The organism is Olsenella profusa (genome assembly GCF_016900315.1).
In the GTDB taxonomy this organism is placed as follows: Bacteria; Actinomycetota; Coriobacteriia; order Coriobacteriales; family Atopobiaceae; genus Thermophilibacter; species Thermophilibacter profusus_A.
On record NZ_JACSNQ010000002.1, the window covers coordinates 171367 to 187627 of the forward strand.

Here is a 16261-nt window from a genome sequence, read left to right on the forward strand (position 1 = left end):
TCTCCCCTCACCGCATAGCGTTGCGATGTGCAGCCTAAGGCCTGAAGACCTCCGGGCTGTTCTGCGGGGTGAGCTGGATGACCATGGGGATGCCCATGGCAGCAAGCTCGTTCAGGGCGTCAACGTCGTCCTGGCCGCAGTTAATGTTGCGGTTGTAGCTCTTGGCGATGTCCATCGAGGTGATGTTGCCCAGGATGATCTCGTCAAACTTCACGCCCGCCTTGGCAAGCTGGACGTAGACCTCGGGCTTCTTGACCACGATGAACAGGCGCTGGGCGTCGTACTTGCCGGCGAGGATGTTGGCCGCGGCCTTCTCGACGGGCAGGACGGAGAGCTTGCAGGTAGCCGGGGTGGCCATACGGAGGACCTGCTTCTGAGTGGCGTCCTCGGCAACCTTGTCATCGACGACCATGAAGCGGCTCACCTGGCGGGCGTTGGCCCAGAGGTTGCCAACCTGGCCGTGAATCAGGCGGAAGTCAATGCGTGCTCCAACGATCATGCCTACTCAACTCCTTCTTTATCTAGGTGCCTGATGAGGGGCTCGGCGATCAGGGAGATGGTGTCGCCGACGGTCCCCTCCGTCTCAAACATCACGAGCTCGTTCACGCCGGATTGCGTGAGGCCATGCGGGACGTAGAGCGTGGAGATCGGCCCGATCTCCCAATACCTGCCCACATTGACCCCGTTCACAAACGCGACGCCCTTCCCGAAGCCCGTAGTGTCTATAAAGGTGTCAGCCGGCTCGTCAAGCGTGAACTCGAAGCGCGAGAAGGACGGCGTCCCCTCGGCCCAGCCGGCGGTGTAGTTGATGGACGAGATGTCCTCGAACGAGAGGCAGTACTGCTTCCAGTTCTGAATGAAGTGCAGGTCAACACAGACCCCGGTCCGAATGCCCTTGCGCTGGGTATCCGCGAGGAACTTGTGGCCGTAGTTGACGCGGCCCATGTTCTCCACGAGGACGTCCAGGCGGTTGGTCTCGGCGGGAAGCTTGTACCGGATGTCCTCGCCGATGTGCTCCTGGTACTGGGTGGCCACGAGCTCGCCCTCCACGAACACCTGGGCGCGGTCGCGCGCGTCCACCACGCGGATGCGCTCCTCGTCGGTGGTGTCCCGCTCAACTTGGGTGCGGTAGAGCACGTACCCGTAGCCCTGGCCCATGTCCTCCATGGTCTGCGGGTAGAGGGAGCTAACGGGCTCGGAAAGTTCATCGAGCACGTTGAAGAGCCCCACGCGCTCCTTGAGCTCGACCGTGCCCGGAGCAACTGTGTGCTTCACGAGCGGCTCGGCCTGCCAAGCGTCCGGGAAGAGGTCGTGGACGACCTCCTGGAGCTTGTAGAACTTCTCGGTCGGGTTGCCCTCCTCGTTAAGGACGGCATCGTAGTCGTATGAGGTGACCTGGTGAAGGTCGTGCGTGTGTCGGGCGGAACAGCCGTTCATGAAGCCGAAGTTGGTGCCGCCGTGGAACATGTAGAGGTTGATGGACCCGCCAAGCTCCAGCAGCTCACGCACGCTGTCAGCCAGGTCCTGGGCGTCACGCGTGACGACGTTCTCGCCCCAGCGGTTGAACCAGCCGTCCCAGAACTCCATGCACATGAGCGGCCACTTCTTGCCGTGCTCCTCGTGGAATGCCTTGAGGTTGGCGAAGTTCTCCTTTGCGCGGCTGCCGAAGTTGCCGGTGACCAGCACGTCGTCATCGATGAGCGTGCCGGCGCGCAGGCAGCCGCGCCAGGGGCCGTCCGAGGTGCACAGCGGCACGTCAATCCCGCGCTCGACCATGAGGTCGCGGATGGCGCGCAGGTACTCCTTGTCCTCGCAGTAGGAGCCGTACTCGTTCTCCACCTGCATCATGATGACGTTGCCGCCGTGAGTAATCTGGTGGTCCACCAGGATAGGCATGAGCGCGTCGTAGTAGGACGCGACGCGCGCGAGGAAGCGCGGGTCGCGCGAGCGCGGGCGCATCTCGCGGTCCCTGAGCAGCCAGGCGGGGAACCCGCCCCACTCCCACTCCGCGCAGATGAACGGGCTCGGCCGCACGATGGCCCAGAGGCCGAGCTCGGCCGCCTCGTCAAGGAAGCGGGCCAGGCTCAGCTTGCCGGAGAAGTCAAACTCGCCCGGGCGCGGCTCGTGAAGGTTCCACGGGACGTAGGTCTCCACGGTGTTGAAGCCCATGGCCTTGAGGTTGTAGAGGGAGTGGTGCCAGTCCTCGGGATCCACGCGGAAGTAGTGGATCGAGCCAGAGAGAATCCTGAACGGCTTACCGTCAAGGACGAACTCATCACGAACCTCAAAGGTGTGCATCGACGCTCCCCGAGCCCTTCTTGTCCCCAAGCCCCCGCAAACGTGAGTCCCGGCCCCCTCCGCCGGGTGGTGCATTGTCCCTATGTTACGCGCCCTCGTCACAAATATTGCGAAATTGTGAAGAGAACTCTGAACGGTAGGTTTTTACCCTTGAACGGCATTCTAGATATGCACTGGTAAACGGACTATTTCTATATCAGAAAATAAAAGCAACCTTTGTGTCAGACAGATGAACTGGTAGTAACAACTCTAAGAGTGGTTCACTGGTATTACTTTTGGGCTACCTACTGGTAACAGTTCCGTGACCCTTGGCCGACGCCCTCCGCCCGGCGAGAAGTACCTCGCGGCGCACGTCCCCGGCGCCTCGCAACAGCGGAAAGGCCCAACGCGCCGCGTCCGCCGGGGCCTCTTTTGGGGAGGGCTCGGACGGCGGCTCGTCCTAACTGGTATCAACCTCTTGTTTACTCCCCCGAAGGGGCCTCCTCGGAGGGCTCCGCAGCGTCGGACTCGGACTCAGGCTGCCAGCTGCCGTCCTCGACGCTCCCCCACGTGGCCAGCAGCTCCTCGCGCGCCACCTCCTGCGGCGAGGGGACCTCGGGCAACCCCGACGGGTCCTCCACGCCCTCGCGAACCGGACGGGAGAAGGCCTGCTCGGCAAGGGCGCGCTGGCACGCTTCCCCCGTCACGAAGTCGACCCACGCCCGTGCTTGGGAGAGGTGGGCGCAGTCGCGCACGATGGCCGTGCAGCCGCATGTCACGAGTGTGCCCTCCTCCGGGTAGACGACGCTCACGCCCAGGCCCTCGGCCGCGCTGGCCAGGCACGCCTGCTCAAGGGTGAGAGCACAGACGGCGTCCCCCTCAAGCACGGCGGCCAGGGCGGCCTCGCCGTCCCCCACCTCGTCAGTGGAGGTCACCTGCGCCATGGCGAGCAGCTCCCCCGCATAGGCCCACGGTGCGTCGGGGTCCGTCTTGCCGAGGTCCGCCCGGAGGGCAGCGAGATGCGCGAGCGCTGCAGCGCTCTCCTCGGGGCGCTCGATCGCCACGGCGGCGGTTGCGTCCGCACGGTCGAGCAGGTCCTCGTAGCCCGTGGGCGCGACGGGGGCTACGGGCTCGGACGACGCGGCACCCGTGGTGGTGGCGTCGGCGGCGGTGGTGGCGTCCGTGTCCTCGGCTGCCGCGTCCGTGCCCTCGGCCGCCGCGTCCGTGCCGGCACCCTTCCCTGCGGAGTCCGCCGCGGCATCGCCGGCGGCCGCCGTGCCGCCCGCACCATCCAGCGCGGGGCCCGCCCCCACCGCGATCACGGCCACCTCGCGGGTCACCGGCGTCGCCACGCCCGCGACGTTGCCGCAGCCCTCGCGCATGGAGGCGTTGTCCGCAGACACGTAGGCCTGGAAGGGGCTGCCGTCGGCGTCAGAGCCGGGCTCCCCCGGGTTCTTCTCGCCGGAGGTGGGAACGTACCAGCTGGCGTCGCCACCCCACATGACGTCGGCCACCACCTCGCCGGAGGCGGCCTCCTGCCCCAGGCGCGCGAGCAGCTCGCCGGTTGTGCCGCGCACCACGCGGACGGCCGTCCCGGACTCCTCCATGAAGGCCGGGACGACGGCGTTGACCAGGCTCTCCGTGCAGGAGGTGTAGAGCACGAGCTTGCCGCCGAGCTTCCCCTCGGAGGGATTCGTCGGGGCGGGCTCGGCGGGCACGTTCTCCTTGCCGCCCGAGCAGGCGGCCAGGCAGCCGAGCCCGGCGCACGCCGAGGCGGCAAGCGCCGCGCGCAGCACGGTTCTTCTCGCCAGCAAGCGGGCCATCGAGGGCGGCCTCCCCTAGTCCCGCAGGAACGCCGGCATCTCGCCGGCGCGCGCAGCCCGCGCCACCTCGAAGAGCGCGTCGGCCACGCCCTCGTCGGCACTGGCGCCCACGTGGTGGCGAGCCGCGCGCAGCACCTCGTCGGTGGCGTTGGCCACGGCAACCGAGTGCGGGACCTTGCGCATGATGTCGAGGTCGTTCTCGGCGTCGCCGAAGACGGCCACCTCGTCGAGTCCCACGCCCAGCGCGTCAAGGAGCACCTCGAGGCCGGACGCCTTGGACATTCCCACCGGCAGCACGTCGAACCACTCCGGGATCGGCGAGACGATCCGCACCTCCGGGACGGCCTCGGCGATGACCTGGCGGCAGCGGTCCATGCGCTCGGGGCCGCCCGGGCAGGCTATGGTGGCTGCCACGAAGTCGATGTCCGGGACCTCGTCCACCGTACCGCCGTTGAAGCTCGTGCGCGCCTCGAAGACGGCGAGCTCGGCGCTGGAGACGCCCACGCCGTAGGCCGGGTTCATGAGGTTGGTCTCGGCCGGGTAGCAGACGAGGAACATGCCCTTCTCGGGGCGCAGCGCCTGGTCGATCCGCACGAGCACGTCGTGGTCGATGAGGGTGGTCTGCACGTAGCGGCCGTCGGCGCGCACGCGCTTGCCGTTTGAGAAGATGCCCGTCATGAAGCAGGCCTCGTCCATCTTGAAGAAGCGCATGAGCTCCACGTAGTCGCGGCCGGTGTCGGGGCCAAAGCGCACCCCGGCGTCGAGCACGGCATGGATGGCCTCCATGGTGCGTGGGCTCGCGTGGCGCGCGCCAAAGGGGACGAGGGTGTTGTCCATGTCTGACAGGACGAGCTTGATCACGGCGTGTTGCTCCTTTCAGTGATATGAAGGGACAGTCCCTTCGTATCATTCCGTGGTGCGGGGCAGCAGGTCAAAGCGGTCGACGCTCATGATGATCTGCTCGACGTCCACGATGCCGCGCAGGCGCACCGCGCGGCGGCCGCCCACCCAGACGTCGAGCGTGCGGAAGCCGGACTCCATGCGCAGGCCGGACCAGACGAGGCGGTCAATCTGGTCGTAGCGCACCCAGACCTCGTGGCCAAGGAACGGCGTGACGGCCATGCAGTCGCGGAAGGTGGAGACGCGGTAGCGGCAGAGCGCCCACTGCATGACGAAGCACGTCACCACGAAGGCGTCGCAGAAGCCGAGCACCGCGAGCGGCTGGGCGTGAAGCACGTGGAGCCGGCAGAACAGCGCCAGCACCAGGCCGAGCGCACTCATGAAGAGCATCGCGATGGTGATGGAGCGCGTGAACGACGCAGGCACCACGTAGGTGTCGTGGTGGCTGTGGTGGCGCTCCGACATGCGGACGGTGCCCGCGCGCTCGTGGAGCAGCGCGGCAAGGGGCACCACCACGGCCACGATGACGAGGAGCACGCCGGCCACGGGCCTAGGCCTCCGCGGGCGCGGCGGCGAACTTGGCCACGAGGCGCTCGAGCAGGTCCACCATGAGCTCCAGGCTCGGAACCGGCACGAACTCGCGGACGGAGTGCGCGTTGTAGCCGCCGGTGGCCAGGTTGGGGCACGGCAGGCCGCGGAAGGTGAGCTGGGCGCCGTCGGTGCCGCCGCGGGCGGGAACGGCCACCGGCTCCAGGCCCACCTCGCGCGTCGCGGCGAGCGCGTTGTCAATGAGGCGCTGGTCGGCCGGGCCGAACTTCTCGGCCATGTTGCGGTACTGCTGGCGGACGTCCACGGTGACGGTGCCCTCACCGTAGCGCTCGTTCAGGAAGGCGGCGATGGAGCGCAGCGTCTGCTCGCGGCGGTCGAAGTCCGCAGCGTCGAAGTCACGCAGGATGTAGGTGAGCGTGACGTCGGAGGCCGTGCCGGAGATGTCCGTGGGGTGGTAGAAGCCCTCGCGGCCGGCCGTGTGCTCGGGGCGCTCGGCGGCCGGGACCATCTGCTGGAACTCGGAGGCGACGGTGATGGCGTTGACCATCACGTCCTTGGCGCTGCCCGGGTGGACCATCACGCCGTGCACGGTGACGGTGGCCTCGCAGGCGGAGAAGCACTCGTAGTTGAGCTCGCCGAGCGCGCCGCCGTCCACGGTGTAGCCTCCGCACGCGTCGAGGGACTCCACGTCCAGCAGGGCCGCGCCGTGGCCGATCTCCTCGTCCGGGACGAAGGCCGCCACGATGCGCGGGTGCGGCAGGCTGGGGTTGGCCGCCAGGCGGGCCAGAAGCGCCATGATCTCGGCGACGCCCGCCTTGTCGTCCGCGGAAAGCAGTGTGGAGCCGTCCGAGCAGACGATGTCCTGCCCCTTGAAGAGCTCGAGGTCGGGCACCTGCTCGGCCGTGGTCTGGACGACCTCCCCGTCCACGACACCGGCCACGAGCGGGCCTCCCTCGTAGTGGACCACGTGGGGCCTCACGCCGTGGGCGGGCGCGTCGGGAGATGAGTCGATGTGCGCGCAGAGCACGAGGGCCGGCGCCGCCTCGGAGCCGGGGCTCGCCGGCAGCGTGCCGACGGCGTAGGCGTGCTCGTCCGCGCGGGCGTCGGCACAGCCCAGCTCGGCGAGCTCGTCGGCAAGCAGGCGCGCCATGTCGTGCTGGCAGGCGGTCGAGGGGGTCTGGTCGAGGTGGTCGGGGTCAGACGGCGAGTCCACCTGCACGTAGCGCAGGAAGCGCTCGAGGACGTCGGATGCGGGCATGGTGCCTCCCTGGGGTCGTCGTTCTTCTCGCCTGCTAGTCTAGCGCAGCGCCGGCGCGCGTCAGGTCACGCGGGAGCGCATTGGCCGGCGGCCGCCTTACGCCCAGAGCGCGCGCAGGTAGCGGGCGACGCCGGACTCCGCGCAGCTCGGGCACGTGTGGTCGGCCACGGCGCGGCACGCCTCGTTGGCGTTGCCCATCGCCACGCCGTCGCCGGCCGCCTCCAGCATCGTGAGGTCGTTGTCCGAGTCGCCAAAGGCCACGGTGTCCGCCACGTCCACGCCGAGGTGCGCGCAGAGCCAGCGCAGGCCGGCGCCCTTGTGCGCCTCCGCGCGTGTGATCTCAACGTTGCAGGGCAGCGAGCTCGCGCGGGTAAGCTCGGGCCGCGCGTCCACGGCGCGCCACACGACCTGCGCGGACGGTTCGTCCAGGTAGAACACGTTGACGCGGCAGATGGGTCCCACTAGGTCGATGAGCTGCCCCGCCGTCTCCTCGCGACGCGTGCGGACCGTCTTGATCTGCTCTCGGCTCGCCGGGCTGACGGCCATCCGGTCAATGACGTGCCAGCGGTCCGCGGCCGTGTAGACCGTGCCGTCGGCAAAGAGGTCGAAGGTGATGTCGAGGTCGCGCAGGTCGTCGTAGAGGGAGCGCACGAGCTCGCGCTCCATGTCCACCTCGCGCAGAACCTCGTTGGTGCGCACGTCGCAGACGAGCGCGCCGTTGCAGCAGACCGCGTAGCGCACGCAGGGGTGCTCGGCCAGCTCGCGCGGGACGCCGGTGACGTTCCTGCCGGTGCAGGGGACGACCTGCACGCCCCGAGCCGCCGCCTCGTCCAGAATCGCGAGGTTCTCCGCCGAGACGGTCTTATCCGGCAGGAGGAACGTCCCGTCCAAATCCACAAAGACCAGCCTCGTCATGCGCGCCTCCGTAGTCGATGGTCCGCGCCTCATGATAGCAACGGCGCGGGGCGGGGCGGGGCGCGGAGCCGTGCCGGGGCGCAGCGCCGGCGCACCCCTGGAGTGCACTTGAGGGGTGCACCTCTGGGGTGTACCCCTCAAGTGCACCCGCCATCCGGCAATTCTCGCCTCAAGTGCACCGAAATCGCAGGTAATCGCGTCAAGTGCACCCGGGGACGAGTGCACCTGGCGAAGCGGGCAGTGCACCTGGCAAATTGGGCAGCGCACCTGGCGAAGCGGGCAGTGCACCCGCCGCACCCACCGCGGCAGCCCAGCCGCCCCTACCGGTCGACGCGCCTCCCGCGGCCCGCCCCGACCACCGCGTACAGGAGCAGCGCCACAGCCGTGACGGCGCCACCCGCCACGCCCACGAGCCCCACGCCCGCCGTGTCGCAGACCACGCCGCCCACAAGGGACCCCGCGCCGATGCCAATGTTGAACAGCCCGGAAAAGAGCGACATCGCAACCGGCGACGCCTCCTGCGACGTGGCGCGAATGACCTCGGCCTGCGTCGCCACGTTGAACGCCGTCGCCGAGACGCCCCAGACCGCGCAGACGACAAACGGGCCCGCCGCCCAGGGCGCGAGCGGCGCCAGGGCCAGAAGGGCCACCGTGATGCCGGCGATGACCGCCATGAGGAAGCCGCGGCGGTGCGCGTCAAAGAAGCGCGCGAAGAGCCAGCTCCCGGCGAGCCCCGCCACGCCGAACACCGTGAGCACCGCCGTGACGAGCTCGCTCGGCATCGCGGCGACCTGCTGCAGGAACGGCTCGATGTAGCTGTAGCCCGTGTAGTAGCCCGTCGCAAAGAGGATGGTGACCAGGTAGAGGCCCACGAGTGCCCGGTTGCGCCCTAGCTCGGGCAGGCGGTCCAAGGTGAAGGGCGCACCCGCCTCAAGGCGCGGGAAGCACACCGCAAGCGCCACCAGGGCCACGAGCGCCATCCCGCCAATGCAGACGAACGTCATGCGCCAGCCGAGCGCAAGGCCCAGCGCCCGCCCCAGCGGCATCCCCAGGATCATCGCGATCGACGTCCCCGTGATGATCATGCTCATCGCAAGCGACGATCGCTCGGGCGACGCCACGCGGACCGCAAAGGGCGACGCGATGGACCAGAAGACGGCGTGTGAGGCCGCCACGACCAGGCGGGCAGCCACGAGCAGCGCAAAGGTGGGCGCCACCGCGGAGGCGACCTGCCCCGCGCAGAAGATGCCGAGCACACCCACAATGAGCGCCTTCGGGGGCACGCGGCTCGCCGCCAGCATGAGCGGGAGCGAGAGCAGCGCGACCGCCGCCGCGTAGGCCGAGATGAGCACGCCCGCGCCCGACTCGCTCAGCCCGAAGGAGCCCGCGATGTCGGTAAGCAGGCCGATGGGCACGAACTCGGACGTGTTGAGCAAAAACGCGGAGAGCGTAAGGGCAAGCAGCGGCAACAGCTCACGGGCCGTCATCGGCGGTTTCTGCGTGCTGGTCACGGGATCCTCCAAACAACCGGTCAGTTTCCCGGGACAGATAATAGCGCCCACCCGGCGAGAAGAACCCGCACGGCGCCGCCCCATCCGCAGCAGCAAGTTCTTCTCGGCAAGTTCTTCTCGCCGGGGTTCTTCTTTCCTGGGCTCTTCTCACCGGAAGGCGATACGCAGGCCATGCTTCGGTGCACTCCGCAAGTGCACTCGTCAAGTGCACCGGCCGGGAGGCGATAAACGCCTCAAGTGCACCGAAATCGCGGTCAAACACGTTAAGTGCACCCGGGTGTGAGTGCACTTAACGAATGGGGCAGTGCACTTGGCGCACGGTACGGGGCGGGGGTGCACCTGGCGCGCGGTACGAGACGCTGGTGCGCCCGGCGAGAAGAACCTGCAGCAGTAAGCCCCACAGCAAAGGGCCCGCGCCCGGGTCGTCCCCGTGCGCGGGCCCCTGTGGCCGAGCCGCTAGCCGCGCGGCCGGCCAAGCCGCTCGCCTCGCTACTTCACGCCGGCCTTGCGCTTGGCGGCCTCGATCTGGGCGAGCTGATCCTCGGTCAGGTGGATCTGGTGACCGTGCCCGCCGCGCTCGTTCACGATGCTGTCCTCGAAGCGGTTGCTGCCGGTGTAGGGCGCCACGGCGTCGTGCGTCACCGGGTCGTCCGGGTTCTCCAGATGGAAGCCGCCCTCGCGGTTGTTGCGGTAGTTCTCCTTGGCCACGGAGATCATGAGCTTGATGCGGTTGAGCTGGTTGACCTCGGAGGCGCCGGGGTCGTAGTCAACGGCCACGATGTTGCTCTCCGGGTGCATCTGGCGCAGGCGCTTGATCACCGACTTGCCGACCACGTGGTTGGGCAGGCAGGCAAACGGCGAGCAGCACACGATGTTGGGCGTGCCGGTCTCGATAAGGTCGCACATCTCGGCCGTGAGCAGCCAGCCCTCGCCCATCGTGTTGCACAGGGACAGCACCTGCTCGGCCTTGTGCGCCAGCTCGAAGATGTCCGGATAGGGCTCGAAGCGCGTGGTCTTCTCAAGCATCTTGTTGATGGGCTCGCGCATGCCTTCGATGAGCTTGATGCCCGCCATGTGCGAGGCGCGGCTCGTGGCCTTGGTGCCGAGCTCCTTGTTGGTGTTGATGGCGTTGGTCATGCCAAAGAGGAAGAAGTCCACGAGCCCGGGCACGTTGGCCTCGCAGCCCTCCTGCTCGATGACCTTGACCACCTGGTTGTTGGCGGTGGGGTGGAACTTCACGAGAATCTCGCCGACCACGCCCACGCGCGGCTTGGAGCGGTCATTCACCAGGGGCAGCGCCTCGAAGGCGTCGATGGTGCGCTGGCAGAGCTCGTGGAAGCGACGGGTGCCGCCGGCCACGATGACGCCCTTGGCCTCGGCCATCATGCGGTCGTAGAGCGCGTCCGCGGCGCCCGGCTCGGCCTCGTAGGGGCGGCAGCGGTAGAGCAGCTGCATGATGAGGTCGCCATAGAGCAGGGCGTTCACCGCCTTGAGGAGCACGCCCGGCTGCTTGAAGATGTTGAAGCCGGGGTTCTTCTCGTCAAGGCCGGAGGCCGCGGTGAGCGAGATCACCGGGATGTCGGGGTGGCCGGAGTCCTTGAGGGCCTTGCGAATGAGGGCGATGTAGTTGGTGGCACGGCAGCCGCCGCCCGTCTGTGTAATGATCACGGCCAGGCGGGAGAGGTCGTACTTGCCGGAGAGCACCGCCTCCATGATCTGGCCGGTGACGAGGATGGACGGGTAGCAGATGTCGTTGTTGACGTACTTGAGGCCCGCCTCCACGGCGCCCTGGTCCACGGAGGGCAGCAGCACCACGTTGTAGCCGGCGCTCTTGAGCAGCTCCTCGAGAAGCTCGAAGTGGATCGGCGCCATTTGTGGCACGAGGATGGTGTAGCCGGCCTTCTGCATGTCCTCGGTGTAGCGGACCTTGGGGAATGCGGCGCTGGCGGCCTCACGGTAGACGGGCACGCGGCCCTCCTGCGTGGAGCGGGCGTGCTCGAGCGAGCCGTCGGCCCGGTGGACGCCCACGGGCTCGACCTCGCGGATCTCGCCGCGGCTGGCCTCGCGGCGCAGCTCCTCGCGCTGCTCGGAGAGGGCAGCCATGAGCGAGCGGATGCGGATGCGCGCCGCGCCGAGGTTGGAGACCTGGTCGATCTTGAGGACGGTGTAGATCTTGCCGGAAGCCTCGAGGATCTCCTGCACCTGGTCGGTGGTCAGGGCGTCAAGTCCGCAGCCAAACGAGAAGAGCTGGATGAGGTCGAGGTCGTTGCGGGAGGCCACGAAGCGCGCCGCGCGGTAGAGGCGACTGTGGAACATCCACTGGTCGATCACGCGGATCGGGCGCTCCGGCTTCATCTTGTAGGCCACGGAGTCCTCGGTCAGCACGGCAAAGCCGAAGGAGTGCACCAGCGACGGAATGGCGTGGTTGATCTCGGGGTCGTTGTGGTAGGGGCGGCCGGCGAGCACGATGCCGTGGGCATCGTGCTCCTCGATCCAGCGCAGGGCCTCGTCGCCGGCGCGGTGCATGGCGTCCTTGAACTGGAGGTCGGCCTCCCAGGCGGCGTTGACCGCCTCGTCGATCTCCCTGCGGGTGATGTGCTCGCCGCGCACGCGGCCGCGCCCCTCGGCGGCGTCCTTCTCGCGCTGCTCGGAGATGATCTCGTAGAGGCGGCGCTTGAGCTCCTTCTTCTTGTCGTACGGAATGAACGGCGAGAGGTACTCGACCTTGGAGCCCTGGCCGAGCTCGTCGACGTTCAGGCCCAGGGCCTGCGGGTAGCTCATGACGATCGGGCAGTTGTAGTGGTTGGTGGCGCCGTCGTCCTCCTGGCGCTCCCAGCGGATGCAGGGCATCCAGATGAAGTCAGGGTCCTTCTCGATGAGGTTCATGACGTGGCCGTGGGAGAGCTTGGCCGGGTAGCACACGCTCTCGGACGGCATCGACTCGATGCCGGCGTCGTAGGTCTTGGCCGAGGTCTGGTCGGAGAGCACCACCGAGAAGCCCAGCTTGGTGAAGAACGCGTGCCAGAACGGGTAGTTCTCGTACATGTTGAGCGCGCGCGGGATGCCCACCGTGCCGCGCGGGGCCTCGTTGGGGTCCAGCACCGGGCGGTCGAAGAGCAGCTTGTTCTTGAACTCGAAGAGGTTGGGGGCGTCGTTCTTCTTGGCCTTGGAGCCGCCCGCGCCCTTCTCGCAGCGGTTGCCCGTGATGAAGCGACGGCCGCCGCCGAAGTCGTTGATCGTGAGCAGGCAGTTGTTGGAGCAGCGCCCGCAGTGGACATTGGTGTGCTTGACCTGGAGGTTGTCGATCTCCTCGCGGCTGAGCAGCGTGGAGGTGCCGTAGGCGCCGGCGCGGTCGCGGGCGAGAAGGGCCGCGCCGTAGGCGCCCATCGTGCCGGCGATGTCCGGGCGGATGACGTCACGACCGGTGAGCAGCTCGAAGGCGCGCAGGGTGGCGTCGGACATGAAGGTGCCGCCCTGGACCACGCAGTACTTGCCGATCTCGTCGAAGTCGCGCAGCTTGATGACCTTGAAGAGGGCGTTCTTGATGACGGAGTAGGACAGGCCCGCCGCCACGTCGCCGATGGTGGCGCCCTCCTTCTGCGCCTGCTTGACGCGGGAGTTCATGAAGACGGTGCAGCGCGAGCCCAGGTCCACCGGGCTCTTGGCGCCCACGGCCGCGGCCGCGAACTCCTGCACGGACATGTTCATGGACACCGCGAAACTCTCGATGAAGGAGCCGCAGCCCGAGGAGCACGCCTCGTTGAGCATGATGTGCTCGATGACGCCGTCCTTGACCTGGAGGCACTTCATGTCCTGGCCGCCGATGTCCAGGATGAACTCGACGTCCGGGACGAAGGCCTTGGCGCCGCGCAGGTGGGCGACGGTCTCGATCTCGCCGGAGTCGGCGCGCAGGGCCTCGATGAGGATCTGCTCGCCGTAGCCGGTGGTGGTCACGTGGCCGATCACGCAGTCGGAGGGCATCTTGTCGTAGATGTCGTCCATGATGGTGCGGGCGGTGCCGAGGACGTCGCCGTTGTTGTTGCCGTACCAGGTGTAGAGCAGCTCGCCGCCCTCGCCGACCACGGCCGCCTTCATCGTGGTGGAGCCGGCGTCGATGCCGATGAACACGCGCCCGTGGTAGCTCGCGAGCTCGCCCTTGGGCACCACCTGGGCGTCGTGGCGCTCCTTGAACTCCCGGTAGTCCTCCTCGGTCTCGAAGAGCGGGTCGAGGCGCTCGACCTCGGAGCCCTGGACGTCGTGCAGGCCCTCGAGCGCGGCGATGACCTCGTCGAAGGTGACGTACTTGTCGGACTCGCCGGCGAGCGCCGCGCCGGTGGCCACAAAGAGGTGGGCATTCTCCGGCACGATGATGTGCTCGTCGTCGAGGTTGAGCGTGAGGTAGAAGCGCTTGCGGAGCTCCGAGAGGTACTGGAGCGGGCCGCCGAGAAACGCCACGTGGCCGCGGATGGGGTGGCCGCACGCGAGGCCCGAGACGGTCTGGTTGGCAACGGCCTGGAAGATGGAGGCGGCGATGTCCTCCGGGCGGGCGCCCTCGTTGAGCAGCGGCTGGACGTCGGACTTGGCAAAGACGCCACAGCGGCTGGCGATCGGGTGGATCTGCGTGGAGCCCTTGGCGAGCTCGTTGAGGCCGGCGGCGTCGGTGTGCAGCAGGCTCGCCATCTGGTCGATGAAGGCGCCCGTGCCGCCGGCGCAGGTGCCGTTCATGCGCTGCTCGATGCCGTTGTCGAAGTAGATGATCTTGGCGTCCTCGCCGCCGAGCTCGATGGCGCAGTCGGTCTGCGGGATGAGGGTCTCCACGGCGCGCTTGGAGGCGATGACCTCCTGCACGAACTCGAGGTCGAGCCAGCTGGCGAGCAGCATGCCGCCCGAGCCGGTGATGGAGACGCGCATCGGGGCGGAGCCGATCACCTTGCGCGCGCGGGCGAAAAGCTCCTTGGCCGTGGCGCGGATGTCGGTGTGGTGGCGCTCGTAGTTGGCGTAGACGAGGTTGTCGTTGTCGTCGATGACGGCGAGCTTGACGGTGGTGGACCCCACGTCGATGCCCAGGCGCAGGTGCGCGTGGCTGAAGTCCGTGCGGTGCGCCGGGGAGAGCTCGGCGCCGTCCTGGGTGAGCTCCAGGGCCTTGCGGGCGTCCTTCTCGGCCTGGATGGAAGCGGCGGTCTTGTCGGTCATCTAGTTTTCCTCCTCGGAGCACATGGCAGCCAGGGCAAAGCTCGGGATGTCGAGATCGATGGGGTTGTCATAGAGGTCGCCGGGGCGCACGAACATGAGGGCCGTCATGAGGCGCGCCATCGTGGGCACGCTCTCGCGGCAGCCCGACTCGAGCCAGCGCAGCAGCACGCCCACTTCGGCGGAGATCGCGAAGGTGAGGTAGTAGTCAAAGAAGGGGCCGAGCGCGCGCAGGTCGAGCCCGTCGAGCGCGCGCATTCCGATGACCTCGTGGGCGAGCGCCTTGATGCGCTCGGCAAAGGCCGGGTCTCCCCCGTTGCCGAGAAGCGCGCGCAGGTAGTCGCGGCGCTCGCGGACCGCCGAGAGCAGCTCGGGGGCGCCCGGGGCCGGGTCGCCGTGGTCGAGCGCGCGGCGCAGGTCGTCGAGGTGGCACGCCGCCAGGCGCGCGAGCGGGGCGCGCAGCTCGGAGAGCGTCTCCTCCTCGATCTGGTTCACGAGGTCGGGGATGTCACGGAAGTGGGAGTAGAACGTGCGCCGGGTGACGCCGGCGCGCTCGGTCACCGCCGTGACGGTGACGCGGGAGAGGTCCCCGGTGGAGCATATCTCCTCCGCGAGGGCCTGGCGCAGGGCGCGTCTGGTGCGCACGCTCCGGCGGTCGGTGCTGAGCACGCATTCCTGCATGTGGCGCGGTGCCTTTCGTCGTGTCCGGGGCATCTTGCCCCGTTTCTTCACAGCCTGCGTAGTATTGCACAACCTGTGCAGAAACCTGACACGGATGCGCTCGGCACAAGTTCTTCACGGAGCGGCAACGGGCCGAGAGCACTCCGGATCCGACGTCTCCCGTCACAGTTTCTAAACAGTGAAATCACCTAGTAACCTCTGTTTACGTGGTTGGATAATAGGCAAGCGTTCAGCAAGCTGCACGGGAGAACCGATGGACGAGAAGGACCACGAACCGGGTGCGCGCGGCCGGCGCCGGCCCACACCACGCGACCCCAGCCGCTACGGCACGCCCCGCACGCCCCAGGCGCGCAGGAGTGCGCCGGCGCGCGTGTCCCAGACGTCTCGCCATCCCACGCCGCGCACACGCGATGCGCAGCCGACCCCGCGTCCTTCTCGCCCTGCCTCACGGCCCACGCAGCGCCACACCCACCCAGCCCCGCAGAGAGCAATGTACCTTCGCGGTCGCCGGCCCAGGTCTTCCCGACGCCTGCCTCCTCTCCCAGCGCTGCTGCTTGCGGGCGCGCTCGTGATAGCGCTGGCCGCGGTGGCGCTCACGCACCTCGCCGCTCCCGCGCCGGTCGAGCCTGCCGTGGAAGAGGTCCAGGTAGACCCCAACGAGATCGTCGCGCAGAGCACCGAGTCGGGCATAGCTGCCACGGCCCCAAACTCGTTCTTCTCGTCGGACGCGCTCGCGCAGCTTGAGGATGAGGTGGCAACGCTCGAGGCAGAGGGGCTGAGCGTGAGCTTCACCCTCGTAGACGTCCAGACCGGAAATACCCTCTCGTACAACGACGACGTGGCGCGCTACCCCTCAAGCTGCGCGAAGGCGGCGTACTGCGCGATGGTCTGCGAGACCTACGGCGGTTCGGGCCAGTATCCCTCTGCGATGCAGAACTGCCTGGTCAACTCCTCAAACGACGCCTACGATTCGCTCATCCTTGCCTTTGGACTCGACTCGTTTGCCAGTTGGCTCGACGAGGTCGGCGCGCACGGCGCGGCGCAGAGCTCGAGGACCGGCGACAGCCACAGCTACCCCATGATCTCCGCAGCCGAGCTCGAGACCGTCTGGGAGGAGATCTATCGCTTCGGCACCTCGGGGGAGGCGGGCGCGTAGG

General features: G+C 68.0%; 11 protein-coding genes. 1 reads left to right on the forward strand and 10 read right to left on the reverse strand.

The genetic code is table 11. The features are described from left to right. Positions 1–34 precede the first annotated feature (34 nt). The 10 genes from H9X80_RS01955 to H9X80_RS02000 all read right to left on the reverse strand — a co-directional run bounded on the left by H9X80_RS01955 (position 35) and on the right by H9X80_RS02000 (position 15092). Positions 35–499 (reverse strand): PTS sugar transporter subunit IIB, encoded by a 465-nt coding sequence (locus H9X80_RS01955; RefSeq protein WP_204792676.1) that lies wholly within the window; start codon positions 497–499, stop codon positions 35–37. Between the two features lie 2 nt (positions 500–501). Further along, positions 502–2298, reverse strand: coding sequence for a glycoside hydrolase family 35 protein (locus H9X80_RS01960; protein WP_204792677.1), 1797 nt, complete (start codon positions 2296–2298; stop codon positions 502–504). A gap of 461 nt (positions 2299–2759) precedes the next feature. Next, a complete protein-coding gene (locus H9X80_RS01965) occupies positions 2760–4100 on the reverse strand; it encodes an extracellular solute-binding protein (RefSeq protein ID WP_204792678.1) in 1341 nt (446 codons plus the stop codon). Between the two features lie 15 nt (positions 4101–4115). Then, positions 4116–4961 carry an HAD hydrolase family protein gene (locus H9X80_RS01970; RefSeq protein WP_204792679.1) on the reverse strand — a complete coding sequence of 282 codons (846 nt, stop codon included), beginning with the start codon at positions 4959–4961 and terminating at the stop codon, positions 4116–4118. A gap of 45 nt (positions 4962–5006) precedes the next feature. Next, entirely contained in the window at positions 5007–5546 is a 540-nt protein-coding gene (locus H9X80_RS01975; protein ID WP_204792680.1) for a hypothetical protein, read from the reverse strand. A gap of 4 nt (positions 5547–5550) precedes the next feature. Next, entirely contained in the window at positions 5551–6807 is a 1257-nt protein-coding gene (gene pepT, locus H9X80_RS01980) for a peptidase T (RefSeq protein WP_204792681.1), read from the reverse strand. A 96-nt stretch (positions 6808–6903) separates the two neighbouring features. Beyond that, a complete protein-coding gene (locus H9X80_RS01985; protein ID WP_204792682.1) occupies positions 6904–7722 on the reverse strand; it encodes an HAD family hydrolase in 819 nt (272 codons plus the stop codon). Positions 7723–8042: 320 nt separating this feature from the next. Beyond that, a complete protein-coding gene (locus H9X80_RS01990; protein WP_342590848.1) occupies positions 8043–9233 on the reverse strand; it encodes an MFS transporter in 1191 nt (396 codons plus the stop codon). Between the two features lie 489 nt (positions 9234–9722). Continuing rightward, positions 9723–14426: a 2-hydroxyacyl-CoA dehydratase gene (locus tag H9X80_RS01995; RefSeq protein WP_204792683.1), complete on the reverse strand. Its 4704-nt coding sequence runs from the start codon at positions 14424–14426 to the stop codon at positions 9723–9725. Then, positions 14427–15092, reverse strand: coding sequence for a TetR/AcrR family transcriptional regulator (locus tag H9X80_RS02000; RefSeq protein WP_342590849.1), 666 nt, complete (start codon positions 15090–15092; stop codon positions 14427–14429). A 580-nt stretch (positions 15093–15672) separates the two neighbouring features. Between H9X80_RS02000 and H9X80_RS02005 the strand changes: the two genes are divergently transcribed. Then, the gene (locus tag H9X80_RS02005) at positions 15673–16260 is read left to right on the forward strand and encodes a hypothetical protein (RefSeq protein WP_204792684.1); all 588 of its coding nucleotides are present in this window, start codon (positions 15673–15675) and stop codon (positions 16258–16260) included. The last annotated feature ends 1 nt before the right edge of the window (position 16261 follow it).

Excerpts from the sequence above, each read along its gene's own strand:
- H9X80_RS01955 (WP_204792676.1), bottom strand. The coding sequence starts at position 499 with ATGATCGTTGGAGCACGCATTGACTTCCGCCTGATTCACGGCCAGGTT.
- H9X80_RS01960 (WP_204792677.1), bottom strand. The coding sequence starts at position 2,298 with ATGCACACCTTTGAGGTTCGTGATGAGTTCGTCCTTGACGGTAAGCCG.
- H9X80_RS01965 (WP_204792678.1), bottom strand. The coding sequence starts at position 4,100 with ATGGCCCGCTTGCTGGCGAGAAGAACCGTGCTGCGCGCGGCGCTTGCC.
- pepT (WP_204792681.1), bottom strand. The coding sequence starts at position 6,807 with ATGCCCGCATCCGACGTCCTCGAGCGCTTCCTGCGCTACGTGCAGGTG.
- H9X80_RS01985 (WP_204792682.1), bottom strand. The coding sequence starts at position 7,722 with ATGACGAGGCTGGTCTTTGTGGATTTGGACGGGACGTTCCTCCTGCCG.
- H9X80_RS01995 (WP_204792683.1), bottom strand. The coding sequence starts at position 14,426 with ATGACCGACAAGACCGCCGCTTCCATCCAGGCCGAGAAGGACGCCCGC.